Source organism: Cupriavidus sp. 8B, assembly GCF_054589115.1.
In genome coordinates, this window is the sequence record NZ_BAAILO010000098.1 from 127,537 (window position 1) to 133,768 (window position 6,232).

3 protein-coding genes are annotated in these 6,232 nt (G+C 63.8%); all 3 read right to left on the reverse strand.

The features are described 5' to 3' along the window. On the reverse strand, window positions 1-3,044 hold a 3,044-nt coding region (locus tag ACYP5B_RS10140), incomplete at its 3' end, for an efflux RND transporter permease subunit (protein WP_459569493.1). A gap of 1 nt (window position 3,045) precedes the next feature. Continuing rightward, the gene (locus ACYP5B_RS10145) at window positions 3,046-4,227 is read right to left on the reverse strand and encodes an efflux RND transporter periplasmic adaptor subunit (protein ID WP_400093821.1); all 1,182 of its coding nucleotides are present in this window, start codon (window positions 4,225-4,227) and stop codon (window positions 3,046-3,048) included. Between the two features lie 21 nt (window positions 4,228-4,248). Beyond that, window positions 4,249-5,427, reverse strand: coding sequence for a TolC family protein (locus ACYP5B_RS10150; protein ID WP_400093822.1), 1,179 nt, complete (start codon window positions 5,425-5,427; stop codon window positions 4,249-4,251). Window positions 5,428-6,232: the final 805 nt, after the last annotated feature.

Sequence of the window (6,232 nt, forward strand, 5' to 3'; positions counted from 1 at the left end):
CCGCGATTGCGGTTGACCCAGGCGAACACCACCGGCAGCACCAGCAGCGTCAGCAGCGTGGTGGTCACCATGCCGCCCACGATCACCAGCGCCAGCGGCCGTTGTGCTTCCGAGCCGATGCCGTGCGACAGCGCCGCGGGCAACAGCCCCAGGCCCGCCAGCATGGCAGTCATCACCACCGGGCGCAGGCGCAGCGCCGCGCCCTCGACCACGGCTTCATGCAGATCCTCGGATTGTGCGAGCCGGTTGACGTAGGAGATCAGGATCACCCCGTCCTGGATCGCGATGCCGAACAGCGACAAGAAGCCGATGCCCGCAGAGATCGATAAGGTCTCCCCCGCGATATGCAGCGCCAGCAAGCCGCCAATGGCCGCGAACGGCACGTTGAGCACCACCATCAGCGCATCCTTGAAGTTGCCGAAGGTGCTGTACAGCAGCAGGAAGATCACCAGGATGGTCAGCGGCACGATCACAGCCAGCTTCTTCTGCGCGATCTTCATCTGGTTGAACTGCCCATCCCAGAAGATGCTGTAGCCCGCCGGCAGCGTCACCGCCCCGTTGACCTTGTCCTGCGCCTCGGCCACGGCGCTGCCGAGGTCGCGCCCGCGCACGCCGAACTTGATGGCGATATAGCGCTTGCCCGTCTCGCGGTAGACGAAGAACGGCCCGTCTGTCGCCTCCACCTTGGCCACCATCGACAGCGGGATGCGCTGGCCGTCGGGCGTATCCACCAGCAGGCGGCCGATCACGTCCGGGTTGTTGCGCGCCTGGTCGTGCAGGCGCACCGACAGGCCGAAGGTCTTCTCGCCTTCCAGGATGTTGGTCACATCGTCGCCGCCGATGGCGAACTGCACGGCGGACTGGATGTCGCTCACATTCATGCCGAAGCGCGCGCTCTTCTCGCGATCCACCGTGATGTTCAGCGTGGGCTGGCCGAGTTCCTTGAAGATGCCGACGTCAGCCAGGCCCGGTACCTTCTTCAGGATCGATTCGACCTCCTTGGCCTTGTCCTGCAGCGTCACCAGGTCGGAGCCGTAGATCTTCACGGAGTTCTCGCCCTTGACCCCGGACAGCGCCTCGTTGACGTTGTCCTGGATGTACTGCGAGAAGTTGTACTCGATGCCCGGGATCCGGTTCAGGTGCTTGGACAAACGCTCCACCACCTGCTGCTTGGTGGCGCCCTTGGGCCAGTCGGCCGGGGGCTTGAAGTACAGCGCGTATTCCTGGTTGAACACGCCGGTGGAGTCGGTGCCGTCATCCGGGCGCCCGATCTGTACCGACACGGTCTTGACCTCGGGCTGCTCGCGGAAGAAGCCGCGCAGGTCGCGTGCGACGGAGGCCGAGTAGTCGAGATCGACGGTGTTGGGCAGCGTGATGCGCAGCCACAGGTTGTTTTCCTCCAGCGTGGGCAGGAACTCGGTGCCCAGGTAGCGCGAGCTGTACAGCGTGCCGGTCAGGCCGATGAAGGCGGCCAGGAACACCAGGCCGGGCTTCTTCAGCAGCTTGCGCAGCAGCGGCTTGTAGCCGCGCAGGATCACCGCGATGAATTTCGGCGAGTGCGGCCGCAGCGAGCCGCGGAACACAAAGGAGGTCACCGCCGGCACGAAGGTCAGCGCCAGCACGATCGAGGCCAGCAGCGCGAAGCCCATGGTGAAGGCCATCGGCTTGAAGATGATGCCTTCCACCCCGCCCATGAAGAACAGCGGCGAGTAGGCCACGATGATGATGCCGGTGGAGAAGATCATGGCGCGCTGGACCTCGCTGGTGGCCTTGACGATGCCATCCTCGACGTTGGTCTCGCCCTCCTCCAGGTGGCGCATGATGTTTTCCATCACGATCACCGCCGCATCCACGATCAGCCCGAAGTCGATTGCCCCGAGCGAGATCAGGTTGGCCGGCACCTTGAAGTGGGCCATGTTGATGAACGACACGCACAAGGCCAGCGGGATCACCGCCGCCACCACCGCCGCGGCGCGGAAGCTGCCGAGGAAGATGAACAGCACGATCAGCACCAGCGAGATGCCGACGAACAGCGCGTGCTCGACGGTCCCCATGGTGATGTCGAGCAGGTTCTGCCGGTCGTAGAAGGTCTTGACCTCGATACCCTTCGGCAGCACGTTCTGGTTGATGTCGGCGATCTTGTCGCGCACCCGCGCCAGGACCTCGGTGGCATTCTCGTCGCGCTTCATCAGCACGATGCCTTCGACGATGTCGTCGTGCTGGTCGAACTGCACCATGCCCAGGCGCGGCGTGTTGCCCACCCGCACCTCGGCAATATCGCGCACCCGCACCGGCACGCCACTGGACACCGACACGGTGACGTTGCGGATGTCGTCGAGCGTTTGCAACAGGCCCACGCCGCGCACCACGAACTGCTGCTCGCCGGCCTTCATCAGGCCGCCGCCGGCGTTGGCATTGGCGTTCGATACCGCATCCACCACCTGCTTGAGCGAGAGCCCATAGGCCTGCAGCTTCTCCGGCGTCGGCACGATCTGGTATTGCTTGACCTTGCCGCCGAAGGCAGTGATATCGGCCACGCCCGGGACGTGCTTGATCTCCTTGTAGACGTTGTAGTCCTGGTAGGTCTTCAGCGTGGTCACGTCGATGCCGTCGGCCTCGATCCGGTAGCGCAGGATTTCGCCGGTGGCGTCGCCGTCCGGCGACAGGTTGGGCTGCACGCCCGGCGGCAGGCTGGCTTGCGACAGGTAAGTGACGAAGTTCTGGCGGGCCTTGAAGTTATCCACGCCCTCCTTGAACTTGACGGTCACAACAGACAGCCCGAACAGCGACACCGAGCGGAAGGACTGCACGTCCGGCACGCTGGCCAGTGCGTTCTCCACCGGAATCGTGATCTGTTGCTCGACCTCCACCGTGCTGCGGCCCGGCCACTGCGTAATGGCCTGCACCGTGACCGGCGCCACGCCGGGATACGCCTGCAGCGGCAACTGCAGGAAGCTCAGCACGCCGGCCGCCAGCAGGCCAATGGCCAGGAAGACGATGACCAGGCGCCGCTTGAGGATGCTTCTGATTGGCGAGAAGACCATCTCAGGCCTCCTGCTTGAGCAGCATTTCGTTGAGCAGCATGCCGCCCTGCGTCACAACCCGCACCGACGCGCCGGCCGGCACGCCTTCGGTGACCTGGAAGGTGCCGTCGCTGCGCGGCGTGCCCTGCACCGCCACGCGCTCGATGTGCTTGTCGTCGGGCTGCGTCATCAGGTAGAGCTTGCCCTGGTCCTTGACGACGGCCGATTGCGGCACCACCAGCGCCTGCGTGCTGCCGGTGACGATGCGCGCCGTGGCGTACATCTCCGGCTTGAGCGTGCCGTCGGGGTTGGGCACATCGCAGCGCACCTGCAGCGTGTGCGTATCGGCGTCGACATTGGGCGCGATGAAGCTGACGCGCCCGCGGTAGTGGCGGCCCGGGTAGGCCGGGGTTTCGATCTCGATGACCTGGCCTAGGCGCACGTTCTTGATGTCGTTCTCGTAGAGGTTGCCGGTGAACCAGATCGAGCGGGTGTCGATGATGCTCATCAGCGAGTCGCCGACATTGAGGTAGGAGCCGGGATCCATGTCGCGCTTGACGATGGTGCCGCCGATCGGCGCGCGGATGGTCAGCGTGTCGGAGGCCACGCCGCGCTCGCGGATGCGGGCGATGTCCTCCGTGGTCGCGCCCAGCACGCGCAGCTTGTTCTCGGACGACTGCATGGTCAGGCGGGCATCGTCCACCAGTTCCTTCAGGTCGCTGTTGTTGAGCGTCTTGAAGGCGTTATGCGAGAGCAGGAACTCGTTTTGCGCGGAGATGTACTCGGGCGAGTACAGCTCGGCCAGCGGCTGGCCGGCGCGCACCACGGCCCCCTCGAATACCAGGATGCGCTCGACGCGGCCAGCCACGCGGGCCGAGGCCAGCTTGGCCTGCTGCACGTTGTAGGCCAGCTTGCCGGGCGTGGGCGTGTCGACTGTCACGGCTTGCGTGCTGAACACCGCGGACTTGACCGCGTTCGGGTCGAAGCCGCCTTCGGGCAGGGTCAGCAGCGATGGCACGCGGCGCGGTTTCGCCGCTTCGGGCTTGGCGTAGGGCGCGGCCATGCCAGCCTTGCCGGCTTGCTCCCCCTGTTGCGCCTGCTGTGGCTGTTGTAGCTGTTGTGCCTGGGCCCAGTATTTCCCGCCCCAGATACCGCCGGCGAGGACGACCACAAAACCGGCACCGATCATCAGATTCTTGTTCATAGGTTCAAGGCCTCGCGACCGTCAGAATTTCTCATGTCCCACCGCGGCGGCGAGGGTGTAATACGCCTGGCGCGCATCGGATTCGGCCTGGGTCACGGCCAGCTCGGCATTCTTGAGCGCGGAGCTGGCGGTCAGCAGGTCGGTGAAATCGGCGTTGTTGTTGGCGTAGTTGGTGAAGGCCATCTTGTAGGCCGTCATCGCCTCCGGCAGTTGCCGCTGGCGCAGGAACTCGGCCTGGTTCACCGACTGGCGCAGGTTGTTGTGCGCGGTATCCACCGCCAGCAGCGTCTGCTGGCGCACCGACTGGTCATTGGCGTCGGAGGCCACCTTGTTGGCCACGGCCTCGTCCACGCCGTACTTCTCCTTGGTGAAGAAGAACAGCGGGATGATCACGTCGAACTCGATGCCGTAGCTGGCCGGCTTGAAGCCCAGCGGCGGGTTGCTGCCGTTGAAGGTGCCGATGATCTGGAAGTCCGGCAGGTAGGCCTTGCGGGCCAGGCGCACGCCCTTCTCGGCCGCCTCCACCAGGAAGCGCGATGCCCGCACATTGGGATGCTCGCGCAGCGCCATGTCTTCCAGCTCGGGCAGCGGCGTGGGCGGCAGGCGCACCGCGCTGGCGTCCGGGCGCAGCTCCAGCGGGAACTCGGGGTTCTTGCCGATCAGCGTGTTGATGGTCTTGAGCGCGTTGTCATGCTGGCGCTCCAGGCTGAACATATCGTTCTGCGCGCTGCTCTGCGCAACCTGGGCGTTGAGGTAGTCCACATAGCCCGCCGCGTTGTTGGCGTAGCGGATGCGCGCGACCTGCTTGACCTGCTCCAGCCGCTTGAGGTTAAGGCGCAGCACATCGAGCTGCGCCTTCTGCGCCAGCGCCTGGAAGTAGGTCGTGCTCAGTTGCGCGTAGAGCTGCAGGTACAGCGCGTCGCGCTGCGCGTCGATCGATTCGGCTTGCGTGTTGGCTATGTCGGCGGCCAGCGCCTTCTTGCCCGGGAACGGGATCGACTGCGTGAGCGTGTAGCTGAAACTCTCGGCGCGCGCCAGCGCCAGCGGGCTGTTCTTGGGCAGGTTGCCCCAGATAAAGCCCACCTGCGGGTTGTTGGGCGCGGCGATCTGCGGCACGGTGGCCTTGGCCGCCATATAGAGCGAGCGGGCCTGGATCAGTTGCGGGTTGTTGGCGCGCAGTTCCTCCGACAGCTCCCACAAGGAGAACCCCGGGCCAACGAGGCCCTTGGTCTTTTCTTCGGCACTGAGCGTGGCCGCTGGCGTGGCGCTTGCGCCAGCGCCGCGCGGTGCTGCCTGATCCCACCCGCTGGCTGGCGCTTTGCCGGCAGCAGGCGCCTTTTGTACAGGCGGAACAAGCGGGACCGGATCGGTATCTCCGCTCAGTTGAACACCCCATGCGACCCGAGCCGAAAAGACCAGGATGACGGCTGCTCCAACTTTTCTATTAGTTGGTTTTTTAATCATGAACACTCCCATCGCTACTTGCAACCGTTATGACAGGGTAAGCTTTCAATTTCCCTTCCGGAGCATTGCAAATAGCTTTCGGAAAATTAGGTGGTTACCCGCATGGAGTAATGAAACCGAAATGGCGCATTGATAGCTCCGCAGCGAGATAGCAGGATCGCATCGAAATGCACTCGTAGTGCCATGCCTTGTCGCTGGCCGGCCGGCGCGTGCGAGCGGTTTTTGGCGAGCGCTTTCCCATCAAATGGGGGTAAATGGAGGAAATGGCCGGGGCTATCTATTTCGCGACACGCTTATAACCGGCGTGCGAGATATATAGGTACCTGTATCTCAAGGAAATAGGAAATTCACATCGGAATCAATACAGATTGACCGATGACATTGAGAATTAAATCAAGTCGAGGACCGTGAAAGAAATAATCCTAGCTTTCCTTGATCTCGTTTATTTCATCAGTTCGCGCGGGAAACATCGGCCTTCAGGCCGGTGAGGGATAGCGCGCGACGCGAAGCGTCGCCCCTGTGCCCGCTCTCCTTCGTGGAT

Coding starts and splice junctions, on each gene's coding strand:
- ACYP5B_RS10145 (WP_400093821.1), bottom strand. CDS start 4,227: ATGAACAAGAATCTGATGATCGGTGCCGGTTTTGTGGTCGTCCTCGCC.